A 17,115-nucleotide genomic window follows, 5' to 3' on the forward strand; every position below is an offset into this window, starting at 1 on the left:
GGGTGGGCGAGTCGCCACCGATCAGCAACCACATCTCGCCGCCGGCGCCGGCATCCCTCGGCGCCATCGGCCGGACCTCGGCGCCGCGACTTCCCGAGCACGACATCGACCGCGCAGGCATCCGCGTTGCCGGACGGTTCGGCTCGGACGGCGTCGATCAGAACTTCGGTTCGTTCCCGACCAGGGACCGGACGAAGAGCGCGGCACCCAGACCACTAGAGCCGCACCATCAGTTGACATCCCATTCATCCCGAGACCACAGGGGGAGCATCCATGAGAACGAACAGGCACCGGGCACGCGCCCGGAAGATCGTCGGGGCGCTGGCCGCCGTCGCACTGACATGCGGCGCGGCGACGACAGCCAGCGCCGGAGCGGACGACCGAGCCTCCGACCCCGACGCCACCGTCACCTTCAGCTACGCCATCCCCGGCGGGACGTTCGATCCCGCCAAGGCCAACTGGACATCGCTCGCCTTCCTCCGTCCCGTCTACGACACCTTGATGGTGCGTACCGAGGCAGGCACGATCGATCCCGGCCTGGCCACCGAGTGGGAGTTCGACGGCGACGACCTCGTCATCACGCTCCGTGAGGGCGTCGTGTTCCACGACGGGACGCCGTTCGACGCCGAGGCGGTGAAGGCCAACCTCGATCGCCAGCTGACGGTCGACGGCGGCACCCAGAAGTCGCTCCTCGACAACGTCGAGTCGGTCGAGGTCGTCGATGCCTCGACGGTGCGGATCAACCTGACCGGCGGCCAGGGCGTGATCGTTCCGGTGCTGACGACGTTCCCCGGCATGATGGTCAGCCCCGCCGCGTTCGAGAGCGACCTGGCCACCACGATGGTCGGCACCGGCCCGTACCGGCTCGTGTCGGCCGACCTCGGCGTCGAGATCGTGTACGAGCGGTTCGAAGACGCCTGGCAGCCCGAGCAAGCGTCGGCGGCGGAGTTGCGCATCATCACCCAGCCCGACGCCGGCCAGCGACTCAACCAGATGAAGTCGGGCGACGCCGACGCCGCCAACATGGACCCCAACCTGATCGAGGACGCCGAGAGCGCCGGCATGCAGGTGCTCGCCAAGTCCACCGACAACATGTGGGCGATCAACCTCAACACGACGCGTCCGGCGCTCGAGTCCGCCGACGCCCGACAGGCCATCTCGCTCGCCATCGACCGCGAGGCGCTCGTCGAAGGCCTCGACTTCGGCTTCGGGGTGGCGTCGAGCCAGGTGATCCCGGCGGACGATGCCCGCGCCAACGCCGACATCACGCCGGCGTACGACATCGAAGAAGCCCGGTCGCTGGCCGAGTCGTCGGGCCTCGCCGGCGAGACCCTGGTGTTCCTCGGCTCGGCGATCCCGACGATCGTCGGCTACCAGGAGGCGATCCAGGCCATGCTCGGCGAGGCCGGCATCAACGTCGAGATCCGCAACGTCGACTCGGCCCAGACGCCCGAGGCACTCGCCGACGGCGACTGGGACCTCTACATGAACTTCTACCCCGGATCGGCCGACCCGTGGATCACGTTCAACGCCTTCTTCGGGCCCGACTCGATCTGGTTCCCTGGCGACGCCCCCGGGGCGGTCGCCGAGCTGATGGACGCCGCCGAGGCCGAGGCCGACCAGGAGGCACGTGTGCCGATCTTCCAGGAGCTGGCCCAGGCGGTCGACGACGAGTCGCTGGTCGTGGTGATCTCCCACCCGCAGCGCCCGGTGATCGCCAACGCCGACATCACCGGCTTCCAGGGCAACGTCTTCGGCGTTCCCCAGCTCCGGGGGATGGGCCGGGCAGCCGAGTGATCCCTGCCGTCGCCGGCCCCGAACGCTCGGGGCCGGCGACGGTCACCCGCTGAGCCCGATGTCCGCCCGCGACGAAAGGACCCAACATGAAATCGAGGACGATCGCCCGCCGGTTGATCGCCATGGTGCCGATGCTCTTGCTCGTCGCCCTGATGATCTTCAGCATCACCTACCTCGTGCCCGGTGACGCCGCAGCCACGATCGCCGGCGACGGGGCCTCGGTGGAGGACATCGCACGAATCCGTCGTGAGCTCGGGCTCGACCGTTCGTTCATCGTGCAGTTCACCAGCTGGCTCGGCGACCTCTTCCGTGGCGACCTCGGGACGTCCCTCACGACCGGCCGGTCCGTCTGGAACGTGATCTGGAACCGGGCGCCCGTCAGCCTGTCGCTCGGGATCTCCGGCATGATCGTCGGGATCGTGCTCGGCACCACGCTCGGCGTGATCGCCGGCACCAAGGTGAGGAGCGTCCGCGACCGGGCCGCCATCGTCGCCGCCTCGTTCGGAGTCGCGATGCCGAACTTCTGGCTCGGTCTCCTGCTCGTCACGGTGTTCGCCGTCAATCTCGGCTGGTTCCCGGCCACCGGCTACGTCGGGCCCACCGAGAACTTCGGCGAGTTCATCCGCCACCTCGTTCTGCCCGCCGTCGCCCTCGGCTGCGCGACCGCCGCCGAGATCAGCCGCCAGACGCGCGCGTCACTCGCCCAGACCCTCGAGCTCGACTACGTCCGCACCGCCCGCATGAAGGGCCTCCCGCGCCGCCTCGTCGTCGGCAAGCACGCGCTCAAGAACGCCGCCTCACCGGTGGTGACCACGATCGGCCTCCAGGCGACGGTGTTGCTCGGCGGCACCGTCATCGTGGAGCGGGTGTTCGGCATCGCCGGGCTCGGCACGTCGGCCATCGAGGCCGTCAGCGCCCGGGACATCCCGCTGATCCAGGGCATCGTTCTCGTCACCACGCTCTCGGCCATCCTCGTCAACCTCGCCGTCGACCTCGTCCAGATGTACCTCAACCCGAAGGTCACGATGTCATGACCACCATCGACGCCGACGTCGTCGTCGCCGCCCGCAGCGCCCGCCTGGCCCGCTCGGCGCACCGGTCGTTCATCCGGCGCTTCCTCGAACAGCGCGTGGCGGTGGCGGCCGCGGCCGTGCTCTTCGTGATCGTGCTGATCGCCGCGTTCGCGGGCGTGCTCGCGCCGCACTCCCCGAATGCCCAGAACCTTCGGCTCGTGCTGAAGCCCGCCGGCACGCCGGGGCACCTGCTCGGCACCGACAACCTCGGCCGTGACGTTCTCAGCCGCCTGATGTACGGCGCCCGCATCTCACTCGTCGCGTCGGCCCAGGCGGTCGGCGTGGGGGTCGCCCTCGGCTTCCTGCCGGGACTGCTCGCCGGCTACCTCGGCGGCAAGATCGACTGGATCGTCATGCGCATCATCGAGGCGATCATGGCGTTCCCACCGATCATCCTGGCCATCGCCGTGGTCGCCGGGCTCGGCCCCGGCCTGACGAACGCGATGATCGCCGTCGGCATCGTGTTCGCCCCGCGGATCGCCCGCATGACCCGCGACGCCACGCTCGGCGTCCGCGAGGAGACGTTCGTCGAGGCCGCCCGGAGCATGGGCCTCGGCCGGGCGACGATCCTGCGCCGCCACGTCGTGCCCCACATCCTGTCGCCCCTCATCGTGACCGTGACGATCCTCGCTGGGATGGCGATGATCGTCGAGGCCGGCCTGAGTTTCGTCGGCCTCGGCGCCATCCCACCGGAGTCGTCGTGGGGCACGATGCTGTCGGGCTCGATCCGCTTCACGACCAACTCGCCGTTGCTGATCGTCTGGCCCGGGCTGTGCATCGTCGTCACCGTCGTGTGCCTGAACCTCCTCGGCGACGGCATCAAGGACAGCGTGGGCCGAGAGGCCCGGAAGAAGGTCGGGCGATGACCGAGGCGATCACCGACACGACCGCTGCAACCGAGGCGTTGCTCGCCGTCGAACATCTCAGCGTCCAGTTCGCCGTCCGGGGCGGGACGATCACGGTCGTCGACGACGTCGACCTGTCGCTCCGCGCCGGGGAGGTGCACGCCGTCGTGGGTGAATCCGGCAGCGGCAAGAGCGTCACGGCGCTGGCGATCATGGGGCTGCTCCCCCGGCGCACGGCCCGGGTGAGCACCGGTCGGATCCTGCTCAAGGGCCGTGACCTCGTCACCCTGTCCGAGCGCGACCTCCGCAGGGTGCAGGGCCGGGAGATCGCCATGGTGTTCCAGGAGCCGATGACCAGCCTCAACCCCGCCTTCACGGTGGGCGACCAGATCGCCGAATCGGTCCGCTACCACCTCGGCAGTTCCCGGAAGGCCGCCCGGCAGCGAGCGATCGAGCTCCTCGCCGAGGTCGGGATCCCGCAGCCCGACCGCCGTTACGGCTCCTACCCCCACGAGTTCTCGGGTGGGATGCGCCAACGTGTCATGATCGCCGTGGCCCTCGCTTGTGAGCCCGCCGTCCTGATCGCCGACGAGCCGACCACCGCGCTCGACGTGACGATCCAGGCCCAGATCATCGAACTCCTCCACCGGCTCACGCGGGATCACGAGACGGCGGTCATGTTCATCACCCACGACTTCGGCGTGGTCGCCGAGGTGGCCGACAAGGTGACGGTGATGTACGCCGGTCAGGTGATCGAGCACGCCGACGTCGACGACCTCTTCGAGCATCCGCGCCACCCGTACACGTCGGCACTGCTCCACGCCGTGCCCTCGCTCGAAGACGACTTGGACGAGGCCGACCACGACCTACTACCCGGCGCTCCTCCGCCACCCGACGCGTTCCCGTTCGGATGCCGCTTCGCGCCGCGCTGCCCCGATGCCGTGAGCGCGTGCGTCGACAACCCGGTCGTCATGTCGTCCCACGCGTCCCGGTCCGTCCGCTGCGTGCGTGCCGACGAGCTCAGCCTCGTGGGGCGGACGTGATGGACGCGGTCCTGGAAGTCACCGACCTGAGCGTGGCGTTCAGCGTCCGGGGCTCGGGCTGGCGCCCGAGCAAGGTCACTGTCGTCGACCGCGTCTCGCTGCAGATCGCCCCGGGCGAGATCGTCGGTCTGGTCGGCGAGTCGGGCTCGGGCAAGTCGACGACGGCCCGGGCCGTGCTGCGGCTGATCCCCAGCACCGGAGACGGCCGCATCGTCCTGTTGGGGCGGGACATCACGCACACCAAGGACCGCGAGCTGCGGACCCACCGGCGCCATGCCCAGATGGTCTTCCAGGATCCCTACTCCTCGCTCGATCCTGCGATGACCGTGGGCGGCCTGCTCGCCGAGGCCATCGCCATCGACGGCAAGAAGAGGTCGAAGGCCGCGGTTCGAGCCCGATCCGTCGAGCTGCTCGAACAGGTCGGCCTCGACGAGGCGCACATCGACCGCTACCCGGCCGAGTTCTCGGGCGGTCAGCGCCAGCGCGTGGCGATCGCCAGGGCACTCGCTCCGCGGCCGCAGCTCATCGTGTGCGACGAGGCGGTCTCGGCCCTCGACGTGTCGACGCAGCGACAGATCGTCCAGCTGTTGAAGAAGCTACGCGACGAGACCGGGGTCGCCATCCTGTTCATCGCCCACGACCTGGCCGTGGTGCGGCGCATCGCCGAACGGACGCTCGTGATGTACTGCGGTCAGGTGGTCGAGGAGGGCCGGTCACGGGATCTGTTCTCCACACCGTCACACCCGTACACACTGGCGCTGCTCTCGGCCGTGCCCGTGCCTTCGCCGGCCCGCCAACGCGCCCGGCGCCGCATCGTGTTGTCGGGTGACGTGCCCAACCCCGCCGATCCCCCGACCGGTTGCCGGTTCCATCCCCGGTGCCCGTTCGCCTTCGAACCGTGCGCCGAGACCGAGCCGCCGCGGACGACGACGGCCGGCGGGACCGTGCGGTGCCACCTGCACGGGACCGGCCGCCAGCTGCCCTGGGCGGTCGAGGATCGTGAGGTTGCCGGTCTCGAGAGGGCTCCCCATTCGGTGGAGGTCTGATGTCGAGATTCCACCCTCGACGTCACGGAGCGGTCCCGATCGCTCCCCCGGGCGCGGGACCGATCCGAGCCGCGGCCGATCGCTCCTGTGCGGATACGGTCCACGGCCATGACTGATGCCGTTGTCCGTACATCCGTCGACGGCGCCGTCGCGACGATCACGCTCGATCGAGCGGAGGCGCTCAATGCGATCACCGCCGAGATGCTCGTGCAGCTGGGGGACGCCGTCGCGGCGTTCGACGAGCATCCGACCGTCCGGGTCATCGTGCTCACCGGCGCCGGCCGGGCGTTCAGCGCGGGAGTCGACCTCAAGGCGCTCGGCGATCGCCAGCTGGTCGACGGTGCCGTCGGCGACGTCCTCGACATCCCGGCGCGGGCCGCGATCGAGCGCATCACGACGTCCCCGCGCGTCGTGATCGCCGCGGTCAACGGGTTCTGCTTCACCGGGGCGCTGGAGCTCGCCCTCGCCTGCGACCTCGTCATCGTGGCGACCGAGGCCAAGCTCGGCGACACCCACGCCAAGTTCGGGCTGCGTCCCACGTGGGGCATGAGCCAGCGCCTCCCCCGTGCGGTTGGTATCACGCGGGCCCGCATGCTGTCGTATACGGCGTCCACGTTCACCGGCGCTCAAGCCGCCGAATGGGGACTCGCCGTCGAGCACGTCCCGGCCGAGCATCTCTCCGACAGGGTCGCCGAGGTCGCCGCCCAGATCGCCGCCAACAGCGCCGGCTCACTCGCCGCCTACAAGCAGCTCTACGCCAACCACCTCGACCTGACGTCTGGACTGGCGCTCGAGGCCGACAGCGTGTTCCCGATCCCCGACAGCAACGAACGCGTCGCCGCGTTCCGGTAGCGGCGAGACCGGCGATCGACTCGCCATGGCCCGGTGACGTGTAGCCAGCGCTCCGCGCGTTCGGTCGGCCCCGGGGCGAGATAGGTTGCCGGGCCAGTGCGGTTCCGACTCCTTCCCACTGACGATCGGTTCTTCGAACTGTTCAACTCCGCCGCCGCCAACGTCGCCGATTGCGGGCGACAACTCCGTGACGTGATCGGTCGGACCGGCCCGGCCGGGACCGGCTCGATCGACGAGATCGTGGTGTGCGAGCGGCGCGGCGACGAGCTCACCCGCGACCTGATGCGCCGGCTGAACACCTCCTTCGTCACGCCGTTCGACCGCGAGGACATCCACGCTCTCGCCGAAGAGCTGGACGACGTGGTCGACGACATGCTCGAAGTCGCCTACCGACTCGATCTCGGCCACCACGACCCGGTGGTGATGCCCGAGCTCAGCGAGCAGGCCGATGTGCTCGTCAGCATGGCCGACGAGGTGGTGAAGATGATTGCCGGCCTCGAGTCGATGCGCGGGCTGCAACCTCACCTCGACGCCGTGGATCGCCTCGAGTCGGAAGGCGACGACATCTATCGCCGCGCCCTTCGCCGGCTCTATGCCGACGACTTCAAGGCCCGCGTCACCATGTACTGGAAGGACGTCGTCGAGGCCATGGAGCACGCTTTGGACACGATGGAGGACATCTCCGACGTCGTCGAGGCGATCGCGCTCAAACACGCCTGACCACTCGTCCATGGAGCTGTTCTCGGTCATCGTCGTCATCGCCATCGCGCTGGCCTTCGACTTCGTCAACGGCTTCCACGATGCGGCCAACAGCATCGCCACCGTCGTGTCGACGCGGGTGCTGTCGCCCCGGATGGCGGTCATCTGGGCGGCGTTCTTCAACTTCGCCGCCTTCCTCGTGTTCGGCACCGTCGTGGCGGCGACGATCGCCACCGGCGTCGTCGATCCCGAGGTGCTCTCGATCGGCGTCGTCTTCGCCGGCCTCATCGGGGCGATCGGCTGGAACCTGATCACGTTCTACCTCGGCCTGCCGACCAGTTCGTCGCACGCCCTCGTCGGCGGCATCGCCGGCGCCGCGGTCGCCAAGGGCGGCTTCGACGTGCTCGTCTCCAGCGGACTTCGACGGATCGGCGTCTTCATCATCCTGTCGCCGCTGATCGGCCTGGCCCTCGGCATGACGTTGATGGTGGTGATCATGTGGGCCGTCCACCGGTACCGAAACGTCGATCGGCTCAACCGCGTGTTCCGACGCGGCCAGTTGCTGTCGGCCGCGGCGTTCAGTCTCGGCCACGGCGGCAACGACGCGCAGAAGACGATGGGCGTCATCCTCGCCGTCCTGATCGGCAGCGGACACCTCCCCGTCGGGTCCGACGTGCCCCTCTGGGTGGTGCTCAGCGCCCACACGGCCATCGGTCTCGGCACGCTGAGCGGCGGCTGGCGCATCGTCAAGACGATGGGATCGCGCATCACCCGCCTCCAGCCGGTCGGCGGCGTGGCCGCCGAGGGAGCCGCCGCCGTCACGCTGTTCTTCACCTCGCACGCCGGCATCCCCGTGTCGACGACGCACACCATCACCGGCGCCATCGTCGGGGTCGGCGCCAGCCGCCGCCTGTCCGCCGTGCGCTGGGGCGTCGCCGGACGGGTCGTGTGGGCGTGGGTCCTCACCATCCCGGGGGCCTGGCTCATCGCCACGGCCACCTACGGCATCGTGGGACTCTTCAACTGATGGATCGCCGCGCCGCCTTCTTCCTGCTCGCCGCCGTCGTGAGCGGGCTGCTCGCTCCGGTCACGGACGCCGACGAGCGCTGGGTGCCCATCGGTCTCGCCGGGCTCTACGTGGTCCTCGCCGCGGCGTCGTGGGCCGACCGGCACAGCCGGAACGGTCGCCATCAGGCCGACAGCTCTACGCCCTGACGGGCGCCCCGTCCTCGGTCCCGTTCGATGCCCGTGATGCGCCCGTGACCAGCGTCATATCAACCTTTCGGGCGCGTCGGCCGTCTCAGTATCGCAAGGTCGCAGCATCGAGACGGCGGAACAAGATGACGTGACCCACCAGGCTGTCGACCCGTCCGCTTCCCCCAGGCGGGCGGGTCCGGCCGGCTACCCCGGCAGGCACGTTGTCGGGAGAGCGCCGCTGGTCGTCGTCGACGCGATGGTGGTCGTCAGCTCGGCCCGACACGCTCCCAGCCACGGACGTGCGGAGACCGGACCTCTCGATCTCGGCCGTCACGTCCTCGGGCTGGTCGAAGAAGCGCCGCCGTGAAGGCGCTCGATGCGGCGGGCTCGAGCGAGATCGACACCGGAATCGAGGCGAGACGATTCATCGAGCCGAAACCCGACCTGAGTTGTCGGGAATATCCTGCCTGCGATAGACAGGAGAGCCGTGGAGCGCCGACAGCTCGAACAGGGCCAGCTCGAACTGGGTCACCGCGGATGACCGCTCACCCGTCGTTCCAGATGCGCGTGCAACCCGTGGCCGTGCTCGGAGAGTTCGACGGTGGTCATCTCGGCCACCGGCGGCTCGTCGAGAGTGCCGTGGTGGTGGCCGCCCGGCTCGAGCGGCCGGTGGTCGGTATCGCCCTCGATGTGGCCGATCGGCCCGACGCGCTCACGAGTCCCGAGGATCGTGCCCGCTTCCTGGTCCGCAACGGCGTGACGGCGTGCCGCGTGCTGCAGGTGTCGGGCACCGACGTCGACGCCGACGAGCTCGCCAAGGCGATCCAGGGCACGTGCTCGCCTGCGGTGGTGATGACGGCGTGCGCCCCTCCCCCCGGCGCCACGGGCGATGCGCGCTACCCCGACCTGGTGGCCGCCCTGCGTCGACGCGGCGTCGACGCCCTCGAGGTGCCACGGGTCGAGGACGCCGACGGGCCGATCACCAGCTCCCGGGTGCGTGCCGCGTTGCGGCAGGGCGACGTCGAGGCGGCCCGGCGCCTCCGCGGCGAGCGGTACACCCTCAACGGCACCGTCGTGCACGGCCAGCAGCTCGGGCGCACCATCGGGTTCCCGACCGCCAACCTCGCCCCGCATCCCCTGCGGCTCGTCCCGGCCAACGGCGTCTATGCCGCCGCAGCGACGCTCGCCGACGGACGCCGGTTCGACGCCGCGGTCAACGTCGGCGTGCGGCCGACGGTGGAGTCCGACGGCGTCCGCGTGGTGGAGGCCCATCTCCTCGACTTCGACGACGACATCTACGGCGAGCCGATCACGCTCGAGTTCGCCCGGCGGCTCCGTGACGAGCAGCGCTTCGGCAGCCTCGACGCCCTGACGGAGCAGCTCACCGCCGACGTCGCCGACGCCCGGGCCATCGCCCCGTCGAGCGACGCCGACGCCTGACCACCCCGCTCCCCCCCACCCCAACCCACCCGAGTGTTGAACCGCGCCCGAGTGCTGAATGTCCGGACGCCCGGCATTCCACACTCGGATGGGTCTATGGGTCGGCCTCGACGAGGACGTCGGCGGGATCCATCGGCGTGACGCCCGTGGGCACCGGTTGCTGGACGGACGGATCATCAGCCGCGCCGGAGTCGGCGGCGCCGGGCCACGTCACGGGGACGGCCTCGTCGCAGTCGGTGCTCGCTCCCGCTGCCCTCGCGGCGGCCGCCTCGGCCTCCGGCGAGTTGGGCCGGGCGATGACCACGCGGTCGGACAGCGCGACGGCGGCGACGGCGTCGTCGTCCACCTCGAGCGACACCGCGACCGCCCCCGACCCACCGGCCGACGAGCCCGGCGCGCGGTGGGGAGCCGATGTGACCGTGGCATCGACGATCGACACCGCCGAGGACGATCCGCACGACTGCGTGTCGACGAGGACGAGCACGACGCCGTCACCGACGGCGACCTCGGCGGGCACGTCGCCTCCATCGGCGACGACCGACACCAAGGCCCGGCCGGGCGTGACGAGTGGGCCGGACTGGAGGTTGTCGTCGACGAGCAAGGCCCCGGCGGCGAGGCGATAGCGGGCATAGTGGCCCACGACCTCGTCGAGCCGACCGGCGGCGATCGTGGGGATCTCGTCGCCGCTTCCGACGGCGACGACGCTGAGATGTTCAGCAGTGACCACGTCGCCCGCGGCGACCTCGCCGCGCACGATCAACACGTCGTGTCGCTCGGACGCTCGGGCCATCAGGGCCCAGCACGACAGCACCCCGCCGACCACCAAGATCAGCCCGACGACGAGGCGCCACGGCCGGACTGGCGGCCGGATCCGCAACCGCGGCGACGACGGAGCGCGGATGATCTCGTCAGCCGGGCTCACCGACCGCCTGGATCTCGAAGACCTCGTAGTCGAACGTCCGCTGCGAGGTTGCCGGGTCGAGCATCGCCGGACCGCTGAACGACGTGACCAGCTCGACCGACCAGATGCCCGTGACGGTCACCTGCCGCACACCGATGTCGGCACTGCGGCGGTAGGTGTACCCGCACGGACCCTGCTCATCGGTGTCGGGATCGACGATGGGCGTGCCGAGGCCGTCGCACTCCACCACGTCGCCGTTGCCCATGTCCCAGCGGATGCTCTGGAAGCGGGCGGTCGCGCCGGCCCACACCGAGCCCGCTTGGGCGACGACGTTGATCTGACCGGGATCGTCGACCGCCAGCCACAGCCCGAAGTTCGCCGGCGCGCCGACGTCGGGGGGTGGACTGATGTCGACCGCCGGCGCCGGGACCACGGCGCGGACACGGCTCACCGCCGTGTTGATCAACGCCTGCGGATCGATGGCCTCCGGTGGTGGCACCCAGCGCAGGGCGACGTCTCCGCCGCAGTTGACGATCATGTACTGCTCGACGCCGGGGCCCGGGCTGTCGACGTACTCGCCCGTGGCGTGATCGCGATACGACGTGACGGCCTCCCCGTCGACGACGTCGTACTCGCTGTGCGGCACCGGCGAGTACGTACACGGCGGCGATGTCGCTCCCGCCGACCCCGACGCCACGTGATCCGTCCGCACCACCACGTCCTCCGCGTACACATTGACCGTGTCCCCCTGCACCGTCGCCCCTGCCGGCACCTCCGGCGCCGCCGGAGCTGGCGGTGCCGCGGAGGGACTCTCGTCAGAATCTCCGGTGGAGGACGTTCCCGCAGCGGCGGCCGGAACCGATCTCACAAGCGCCATGGCCAGCAGCGCGACCGGGATCATCCGGCGCACCGCGTTGCTCCCATCAGCTCCTCAGAGATTCGGCGGTTGTGCCACAGCTGCCAGCGCCCCTCCTCAGGGATCAACGTGAACTCCGCCAGGGTCGCAACCGGCTCGTCATTGACGATCACATCTGATCCGTCCGGGCCACCGCCAGGTTCGTACAGCACAAGTGTGTCGACATAACAGGCGACTATTTGACTCCGCTGATACGGCTCGTGGAAGAATTCGACGGACTCGATCTTCAGACTCCATTGCGAGTTCGGATTCGGGTAGACACGTAGTCCGCCCTCGCGGAGTTCCTCGCGAAGCGCCTCCATGAGACCCCGTGCCTGACCACTGCGCGCATAAGCCGCATCGAGGTCTTGGTCAAGGCCCGGGGCATCGGGATCCATCTGGGCCACCACGAGAAGCTCCCGCGCCTCATAGAGGGCGTTGACGACCTCCATCGCTTCGGGGCCGAGCGGTTCGTCGGGGAGAACCAGCAGTCCCGCAGCCGGCGATGGGGCGACGGTCGTCGTGGTCTGGCCGGGCGCCGTCACCACCGTCGTCGTCGACGTGGTCGGGCCGGCGGTGAACGGCGGGACCGTCGGCGGCGGTGTGGTGGTGGTCGCGGTCGACGACGGTGGCTCCGAGGTCGCACCGACCGGCACGACGGTCGCCGCAGTCAGTGCGAGCGCAGCCGCGCTCACCGTGATCGTCGCCACCCCGATCGATCTCAGCGACGTCATCGGCACCCTCCGTTCATCTGCCGCCGCGTCTGCTCGGTGCCGGAACCGTACCAGTCAGTCATGCCCTCCCAGAGCGCGACGACAATCGGGAAACGGCAAAGAAACCTCGGAGCGCCGCTGCGTTCCCCGATGCGGGCCGCTCCGGACGCTCGCGGGCTCCGGGCGTGGCAGAGTGAGCGGCACGACAAGGGGGAAATGGAATGCCGAGGCAGCCCTCGTGATCCGCACTGCGCACACCACGACACCCACAGCACGCGCGACAGGCGCCTGCCCGCTCGGAGGATGGCGATGAAGCAGCTCACCGGCCTCGACGCGACCTTCCTCTACATGGAGACGCCGAACACGTTCGGACACGTCACGGGTCTGATGCTCTTCGATCGTCCGACGCCCGACTTCGACCCCTTCGCCGCCGTGCACGACATGTACGCGTCGCTGGTCGGGCGGATCGAGCCGATGCGCCGGCGGCTCGTCGAGGTGCCGCTCGGCCTCGATCATCCCTACTGGATCTTCGATCCCAACTTCGATCTCGACTTCCACATCCGGGCGCTCAACATCCCCAAGCCGGGGCTGGTCGACCAGCTCGCCGATCAGGTGGCGCGCATCGTCGGACGGGCGATGGACCGCAGCCGGCCACTGTGGGAGGTGTACGTCATCGAAGGGCTCGCCGACGGGTCGTGGGGGCTGCTCACCAAGTACCACCACGCCACGATCGACGGCGCCGCCGGCCAGCTGATGCTCGAGATGATCCTGTCGGCCGATCCCCATGTCCCGCCGCCCGAGCCGAGCCCGGACTGGGAGCCCGAGGCCATCCCCACGCCGGCCGAGCTGCTGCGGCTGACGGCGGCGAACCTCGCCCGCAACCCCATCAAGGCGGCGCGCACGCAACTCCGGCTGGTGCGCACGGCCGCCCAGGCGTTGGGGGTCTCCGACGTGTCGGGGGTGGCGGCCACGGCGTCCGACCTCTTGCGCCGGGCCGCCGGACGGGGAGCCGATCATCGTCCTCGCGTCAGCCTCCCGGTCACCCCCGCTCCGCCGACACCGTGGAACCGCACGATCACCCCGCACCGCCGCTTCGCCCTGCGCACGACGTCGCTCGACAACATCAAGCGGCTGAAGCAGGTGACGGGCGGAACCGTCAACGACATCGTCATGGCCATCTGCGCCGGCGGCCTGCGCTCGTACCTCCTCGCCCACGACGCCCTCCCCGACAAGCCGCTGCGGGCGATGGTGCCGGTGTCGATCCGCACCGGCAACGAGTCCGACCCGTGGACCAACCGGGTGTCGGGCATCATCGCCGACCTGCCGACCAACGTCGACGACCCCATCGAGCGCATCGCCCGCTGTCACGAGGCGATGGTGGTGGCAAAACGGCAGATGGAGTTGGTACCCGCCGAGGCCTTGATCGACATCACGCAGTTCTCGCCGCCGGTGCTCTCCACGGCAGCGGTCCGCCTGGCGTCCCAGCTCAAGCTCGCCGACCGGGTGAACATGCCCGTCAACCTGGTGATCTCCAACGTGCCCGGCCCGCGCGAGCCGCTCTACTTCCAGGGCGCCCAGATGCTGCACCAGTTTCCCGTGTCGATCGTGACCGACGGTCAGGGCCTCAACATCACGGTCCAGAGCTACATGGACCGGCTCGGCTTCGGCTTCATCGCCGATCGCGACCTGGTCCCCGACGTGTGGGATCTGGCCGACTTCCACATCGCCGAGATCGATCGGCTCTTCGAGGCGTCAGGCGCCGAGCGGGCCGCCGCGCCCGAGCAGCCCGAGCCGCGCCGCGGTGCGATGCGCGACGTGATCGCCGCCCGCCAGGCCGACGGTCGAGCTCGCCATCAGCGATCGGCGCCGACGACCGAGCAGCGCACGGCGCCGTCCCCGCGTGCGGACGGCGTCAAGCGACCGGCCGCGGCGAAGAAGCTGCCGGCCACGAAGCCGGCGGCTACGAAACAGACAGCTACGAAGCGGGCGCCGACCGCTGCCAAGAAGCCGGCGGCCGGGGCCTGACCGACGACGCCCGACGGCGTCAGCGTCAGGCGAGGGCGTGGCCGGTGGTGCTGTCGACGTGGTCGGGGATGTCCGTTTCGTCGCCGGTCGACGACGTGCCGGTCGGTTCGAACATCAGGATCGACGCGCCCGGGGACGACGGTCGGTGGTACTGGCCCTTGGGCACGACGAACACGTCACCGCGCCCGAGCGACACGCTGCGCTCGCTGCCGTCGCTCTCGCGCAGGGCGATGTCGAAGCGCCCGTCGAGCACGAGGAAGAACTCGTCGGTGTCCGTGTGATTGTGCCAGAGGTGCTCGCCCTCGACGTGGGCGATGCGCACGTCGTAGTCGTTCACCCGGGCCACGATCCGCGGGCTCCAGCGCTCGGTGAACGCTGCCAGGGCTTGTTCGAGATTGATCACGTCGGCCATCCGCCAACTCTGCCAGCGCCGTGGCGATCCGGCACGCGGACGAATGACCCGTGCACCGTGGGTCGATCGATCGTCAGACGCGCTCGAGGATGATCGCCGGGGCCATGCCGCCGGCCGCGCACATCGTCACCAGGCCGTAACGGCCGCCCGTCCGCTCGAGCTCGTCGAGCACGGTGCCGATGAGCATCGCGCCCGTCGCCGCGATCGGGTGGCCGAGCGCCATCGCGCCGCCGTTGACGTTCACCTTCGAGCGGTCGAGGTCGAGGTCGCGGATGAACTTCTCGGCGACGACCGAGAACGCCTCGTTGATCTCCCAGAGGTCGATGTCGTCGACGGTCAATCCCGCCCGCGACAGCGCTTTCTTGGCCGCCGGCACGGGAGCGTTGAGCATCAACGTCGGGTCGTCGCCCATGTTCACGGCGGCGACGACGCGAGCCCGCGGGGTCCAGCCGCGCGCCTCGGCGGCCTCGCCGCTGGCGATGAGGACGGCCGCAGCACCGTCGACGACGCCCGAGCTGTTGCCGGCGTGGTGGACGTGGTTGATCTCCACGTCCGGGTAGCGGGCGAGCACCATCGAGCGCAGCGTCGTGCCCTGGTCGTCGAGCGGGAAGTCGGCCATGGCGGCGAACGACGGCGCCAGCTGGGCGAGACCCTCGAGCGTGGTCTGCGGCCGGGGGAACTCCTCACGGTCGAGCGCCAGCGTGCCGTCCTCGCGGTACACGGGCACGAGGCTCTTGTCGAAGCGCCCCTCGGCGATGGCCGTCGCCGCCCGCTGCTGCGAGACGTACGCCAGCTCGTCGAGCGCCTCGCGCGGGATGCCCTCGATCGTGGCGATGGCGTCGGCCGCGACGCCTTGATGGGTCTGGGGATGGCGAGCACGGAGCCGCAGGTTGCCGGCGTCCATCAGTGGGCCGCGCAGCGGCAGCTGGATCTCCCCGAGGGCCGGGTGGCGCGACATCATCTCGCAACCACCGGCGATGACGACGTCCTCGAGGCCGGACATCACCGATGCCGCGGCGAGGTTGGTGGTGGTGATGCCCGAGCCGCAGAAGCGGTCGAGCGTGACGCCCGACGCCTTGGTGTCGTAGCCGGCGTCGAGCAGCGCCATGCGGGCGAGGTCGCCACCCTGGGGGCCGACCTGCATCGACGTGCCGAAGAGGACGTCGTCGACCTCGGCGGTGTCGAGATCGTTGCGGTCGCGGATGGCGGCCAGCACGGTGGCGCCGAGCTGCTGGGGATGGATGTCGGCGAGGGCACCCTTGCCCACCTTGCCGATCCCGCGGGGCGTGCGGCAGGCGTCGATGATGAAGGCTTCGGACATGGGCGGGATTCCTCCGTACAGGATGGGCGGCGTGCCGTCCCGAGCAGAGGGGACGATCGCGCCGAATGTACCGATCGCCCGGCCGGCACCCAGAGTCGGCCGCCCGAGCCCATGGTGGGCGTTCGTCACGCCTCATCGCCGCGAACTGTGAGCTGCCGGCGCGGGGATCCGCCTCCTCGGCTCACACCTCGGCGATCCGCGCGAGCATGGCCGGCGTGAGGAACGAGCGGCCCACCGACGGCGAGGCGTCCGCACTCACCTTCCGCCCGGCGAACGAAGCGACGTGGGACGACATCCAGGCGGTGTTCGGCACGCGGGGCGGCGCGTCGCGCTGCCAGTGCCAACGGCAGGTGCTGGGCGACGGCGAGTGGTGGCACATGCCCGTCGAGGAGCGCGCCGCCCTGCTGCGCGAGCAGGCGCACGTGGACGATCCCGCTGCGTCGTCCACGGCAGGACTCGTGGCGTTCCTCGGCGACGAGCCGGTCGGCTGGGTCGCCGTTGCCCCTCGCACCACGTATCGGCGTCTGCTCGGCAGCACCGTGGCGTGGAAGGACCGCAACGAGGACAAGAACGACGGCACGGTGTGGTCGGTCGTCTGCTTCGTCACCCGCGCCGGCTACCGCGGCGAGGGGCTCATGTACGAGCTCGCCGCGGCCGCCGTCGAGTTCGCCCGGGCCAGAGGCGCCGTGGCGCTCGAGGGCTATCCGATCGTGGCCAAAGGAGACGGGAAGATCACGTGGGACGAGGCCAGCGTCGGCACCCCGCAGGTGTTCGCCGCCGCCGGCCTCACCCAGGTGACCAGCCCGACGGTACGCCGTCGCGTGATGCGCGTCGACTTCCGCTGATCGGCCGGCGC

17 protein-coding genes are annotated in these 17,115 nt (G+C 70.2%); 12 read left to right on the forward strand and 5 right to left on the reverse strand.

Going from position 1 to position 17,115, the window contains the following annotated elements:
- The first annotated feature begins 273 nt into the window (after nt 1–273).
- The 10 genes from DN771_RS08660 (at nt 274) to DN771_RS08710 (ending at nt 9,992) form a co-directional block, all read left to right on the forward strand.
- Nucleotides 274–1,797, forward strand: coding sequence for an ABC transporter substrate-binding protein (locus DN771_RS08660; protein ID WP_116996965.1), 1,524 nt, complete (start codon nt 274–276; stop codon nt 1,795–1,797).
- An 86-nt stretch (nt 1,798–1,883) separates the two neighbouring features.
- Nucleotides 1,884–2,831, forward strand: coding sequence for an ABC transporter permease (locus tag DN771_RS08665; RefSeq protein WP_116996966.1), 948 nt, complete (start codon nt 1,884–1,886; stop codon nt 2,829–2,831).
- Nucleotides 2,828–3,736: an ABC transporter permease gene (locus DN771_RS08670; RefSeq protein WP_116996967.1), complete on the forward strand. Its 909-nt coding sequence runs from the start codon at nt 2,828–2,830 to the stop codon at nt 3,734–3,736. The genes DN771_RS08665 and DN771_RS08670 overlap by 4 nt, the downstream gene beginning before the upstream one ends.
- Nucleotides 3,733–4,758, forward strand: a complete 1,026-nt coding sequence (locus tag DN771_RS08675) for an ABC transporter ATP-binding protein (RefSeq protein WP_116996968.1) — start codon at nt 3,733–3,735, stop codon at nt 4,756–4,758. Before DN771_RS08670 ends, DN771_RS08675 begins: the two co-directional genes overlap by 4 nt.
- Nucleotides 4,758–5,804 carry an ABC transporter ATP-binding protein gene (locus tag DN771_RS08680; RefSeq protein WP_116996969.1) on the forward strand — a complete coding sequence of 349 codons (1,047 nt, stop codon included), beginning with the start codon at nt 4,758–4,760 and terminating at the stop codon, nt 5,802–5,804. The genes DN771_RS08675 and DN771_RS08680 overlap by 1 nt, the downstream gene beginning before the upstream one ends.
- Nucleotides 5,805–5,912: 108 nt before the next feature.
- Nucleotides 5,913–6,656: an enoyl-CoA hydratase/isomerase family protein gene (locus DN771_RS08685; RefSeq protein ID WP_116996970.1), complete on the forward strand. Its 744-nt coding sequence runs from the start codon at nt 5,913–5,915 to the stop codon at nt 6,654–6,656.
- A 96-nt stretch (nt 6,657–6,752) separates the two neighbouring features.
- Nucleotides 6,753–7,376: a DUF47 domain-containing protein gene (locus DN771_RS08690; RefSeq protein WP_116996971.1), complete on the forward strand. Its 624-nt coding sequence runs from the start codon at nt 6,753–6,755 to the stop codon at nt 7,374–7,376.
- Between the two features lie 10 nt (nt 7,377–7,386).
- Entirely contained in the window at nt 7,387–8,382 is a 996-nt protein-coding gene (locus tag DN771_RS08695) for an inorganic phosphate transporter (RefSeq protein WP_116996972.1), read from the forward strand.
- Nucleotides 8,382–8,570 (forward strand): hypothetical protein, encoded by a 189-nt coding sequence (locus DN771_RS08700; protein ID WP_116996973.1) that lies wholly within the window; start codon nt 8,382–8,384, stop codon nt 8,568–8,570. The genes DN771_RS08695 and DN771_RS08700 overlap by 1 nt, the downstream gene beginning before the upstream one ends.
- 519 nt (nt 8,571–9,089) lie before the next feature.
- Nucleotides 9,090–9,992, forward strand: a complete 903-nt coding sequence (locus DN771_RS08710) for a riboflavin kinase (RefSeq protein WP_116996975.1) — start codon at nt 9,090–9,092, stop codon at nt 9,990–9,992.
- A 94-nt stretch (nt 9,993–10,086) separates the two neighbouring features.
- Here the strand turns inward: DN771_RS08710 and DN771_RS08715 are convergent, their stop codons facing one another.
- The 3 genes from DN771_RS08715 to DN771_RS08725 all read right to left on the reverse strand — a co-directional run bounded on the left by DN771_RS08715 (nt 10,087) and on the right by DN771_RS08725 (nt 12,498).
- Nucleotides 10,087–10,914, reverse strand: coding sequence for an SAF domain-containing protein (locus tag DN771_RS08715; protein ID WP_116996976.1), 828 nt, complete (start codon nt 10,912–10,914; stop codon nt 10,087–10,089).
- Nucleotides 10,901–11,647 (reverse strand): hypothetical protein, encoded by a 747-nt coding sequence (locus DN771_RS08720; RefSeq protein WP_162941725.1) that lies wholly within the window; start codon nt 11,645–11,647, stop codon nt 10,901–10,903. Before DN771_RS08720 ends, DN771_RS08715 begins: the two co-directional genes overlap by 14 nt.
- Before the next feature lie 143 nt (nt 11,648–11,790).
- The gene (locus tag DN771_RS08725) at nt 11,791–12,498 is read right to left on the reverse strand and encodes a hypothetical protein (RefSeq protein WP_162941726.1); all 708 of its coding nucleotides are present in this window, start codon (nt 12,496–12,498) and stop codon (nt 11,791–11,793) included.
- Nucleotides 12,499–12,810: 312 nt separating this feature from the next.
- On the opposite strand from DN771_RS08725, the gene DN771_RS08730 reads away from it, so the two are divergent.
- Entirely contained in the window at nt 12,811–14,526 is a 1,716-nt protein-coding gene (locus tag DN771_RS08730; protein WP_116997041.1) for a WS/DGAT/MGAT family O-acyltransferase, read from the forward strand.
- A 25-nt stretch (nt 14,527–14,551) separates the two neighbouring features.
- Here the strand turns inward: DN771_RS08730 and DN771_RS08735 are convergent, their stop codons facing one another.
- Together DN771_RS08735 and DN771_RS08740 are read right to left on the reverse strand one after the other, a co-directional pair.
- Nucleotides 14,552–14,938: a cupin domain-containing protein gene (locus DN771_RS08735; protein ID WP_116996979.1), complete on the reverse strand. Its 387-nt coding sequence runs from the start codon at nt 14,936–14,938 to the stop codon at nt 14,552–14,554.
- A gap of 73 nt (nt 14,939–15,011) precedes the next feature.
- Entirely contained in the window at nt 15,012–16,259 is a 1,248-nt protein-coding gene (locus DN771_RS08740) for an acetyl-CoA C-acetyltransferase (RefSeq protein WP_116996980.1), read from the reverse strand.
- A 215-nt stretch (nt 16,260–16,474) separates the two neighbouring features.
- Here DN771_RS08740 and DN771_RS08745 point away from each other — a divergent pair, with 215 nt between their 5' ends.
- Nucleotides 16,475–17,104 (forward strand): GNAT family N-acetyltransferase, encoded by a 630-nt coding sequence (locus tag DN771_RS08745; protein ID WP_205528488.1) that lies wholly within the window; start codon nt 16,475–16,477, stop codon nt 17,102–17,104.
- Nucleotides 17,105–17,115: the final 11 nt, after the last annotated feature.

Source organism: Desertimonas flava, from assembly GCF_003426815.1.
Classification (GTDB): Bacteria; Actinomycetota; Acidimicrobiia; order Acidimicrobiales; family Ilumatobacteraceae; genus Desertimonas; species Desertimonas flava.

What these genes read in the sequence shown, in the direction of transcription:
- DN771_RS08675 (WP_116996968.1), top strand. Translation starts at nt 3,733, where the DNA reads ATGACCGAGGCGATCACCGACACGACCGCTGCAACCGAGGCGTTGCTC.
- DN771_RS08695 (WP_116996972.1), top strand. Translation starts at nt 7,387, where the DNA reads ATGGAGCTGTTCTCGGTCATCGTCGTCATCGCCATCGCGCTGGCCTTC.
- DN771_RS08730 (WP_116997041.1), top strand. Translation starts at nt 12,811, where the DNA reads ATGAAGCAGCTCACCGGCCTCGACGCGACCTTCCTCTACATGGAGACG.
- DN771_RS08700 (WP_116996973.1), top strand. Translation starts at nt 8,382, where the DNA reads ATGGATCGCCGCGCCGCCTTCTTCCTGCTCGCCGCCGTCGTGAGCGGG.
- DN771_RS08710 (WP_116996975.1), top strand. Translation starts at nt 9,090, where the DNA reads ATGACCGCTCACCCGTCGTTCCAGATGCGCGTGCAACCCGTGGCCGTG.
- DN771_RS08680 (WP_116996969.1), top strand. Translation starts at nt 4,758, where the DNA reads ATGGACGCGGTCCTGGAAGTCACCGACCTGAGCGTGGCGTTCAGCGTC.
- DN771_RS08660 (WP_116996965.1), top strand. Translation starts at nt 274, where the DNA reads ATGAGAACGAACAGGCACCGGGCACGCGCCCGGAAGATCGTCGGGGCG.
- DN771_RS08685 (WP_116996970.1), top strand. Translation starts at nt 5,913, where the DNA reads ATGACTGATGCCGTTGTCCGTACATCCGTCGACGGCGCCGTCGCGACG.
- DN771_RS08740 (WP_116996980.1), bottom strand. Translation starts at nt 16,259, where the DNA reads ATGTCCGAAGCCTTCATCATCGACGCCTGCCGCACGCCCCGCGGGATC.
- DN771_RS08670 (WP_116996967.1), top strand. Translation starts at nt 2,828, where the DNA reads ATGACCACCATCGACGCCGACGTCGTCGTCGCCGCCCGCAGCGCCCGC.
- DN771_RS08735 (WP_116996979.1), bottom strand. Translation starts at nt 14,938, where the DNA reads ATGGCCGACGTGATCAATCTCGAACAAGCCCTGGCAGCGTTCACCGAG.
- DN771_RS08665 (WP_116996966.1), top strand. Translation starts at nt 1,884, where the DNA reads ATGAAATCGAGGACGATCGCCCGCCGGTTGATCGCCATGGTGCCGATG.